The 892-nt window shown below is 74.0% G+C and carries 2 protein-coding genes; both read right to left on the bottom strand.

The genetic code is table 11. The annotated features are described in order from the left end of the window. Positions 1-597: hypothetical protein (locus tag JS521_RS35910; protein ID WP_205087026.1), on the bottom strand; the 597-nt coding region annotated here is incomplete at its 3' end. Next, positions 594-821 carry a hypothetical protein gene (locus tag JS521_RS35905; protein WP_205087025.1) on the bottom strand — a complete coding sequence of 76 codons (228 nt, stop codon included), beginning with the start codon at positions 819-821 and terminating at the stop codon, positions 594-596. The genes JS521_RS35905 and JS521_RS35910, both read right to left, overlap by 4 nt. Between the last annotated feature and the right edge of the window lie 71 nt (positions 822-892).

Genomic DNA, 892 nt, shown 5'->3' with positions numbered 1-892 from the left:
GATCTGCGGTGCGGGCGGGGCCGGCGGGGCAGGCACGTGGACGTGGATGAGGGCGGTCGGGGAGAGGCTGATGCCGCGCAGCGCGAACAGGCTCAGTCCGGCCCAGCCCAGGGTGGCGATGGCGGCGGCGACTTCCCGGCCGGGGGCCGGGGTGGCGGTGAAGACCGCGGCGACGGTGAAGGCGCCCCACAGGAGCCAGAGGATCCGGCCGCCGCTGGAGCGGCAGAAGCCGAGGACCAGGGCGAGCGCCCCGATGGCCTGCCACAGGGCGTAGGCGGTGGTCGCGGTGACGGGCAGCTGCGCGGTGTGGGTGTTCAGGTAGTGCCGTACGGGCTGGTCGATGGTGGCGAGCAGCCCGGTGGGATCGGCGACCTTCTGGGTGGGCCAGGGCAGGGCGTGTGCCGCCTGGAGGCCGAGGTCGCCGGCCCAGCCGAGCAGGGTGGCCGCCGTGGCGAGGCCGCCGACGATCGCGGCGGCCTTGAGCCACAGGGCGGTGTGCGACCAGCCGAGCGTGAACGCGCTGCTGATGTCGTCGGCGCGGTCCCGGAGCCAGCCGAGGACCTGGAGCCCGCGGTAGGCGAGGGTGGACGTCTTCATGGGCGGGTGCCTTCCGGGGTGGTGGGGCGGGTGTCGGGTGCGGTGTGGGCCGGTCTCGGCTGGTCCTCGCGGGACGCGGCGTCGGTGGAGGCGTTGTGGGTGCCGAGGTAGAACCCGACGGCCAGACCGAGGACCAGGAGCACCTTGTGGCGGTTGGCGCCCCACCTGGGGGGCGGGGCGGGCGCGGTCAGAACGCCTATGACCTTGGGCGCGGCTTTCGCCAAAGCGACTGCTCTCCTTCGAGGGGGATTGGTGATCGGACGGTGCGGTGAGGGTGTGCGGACGGGTCAGGAGG

Origin of the sequence: Streptomyces durocortorensis (assembly GCF_016901035.1) — a bacterium.
GTDB lineage: Bacteria > Actinomycetota > Actinomycetes > Streptomycetales > Streptomycetaceae > Streptomyces > Streptomyces durocortorensis.
The sequence above is the reverse complement of the archived record's forward strand: the minus strand, read 5'-3'. Positions and strand labels throughout refer to the sequence as shown.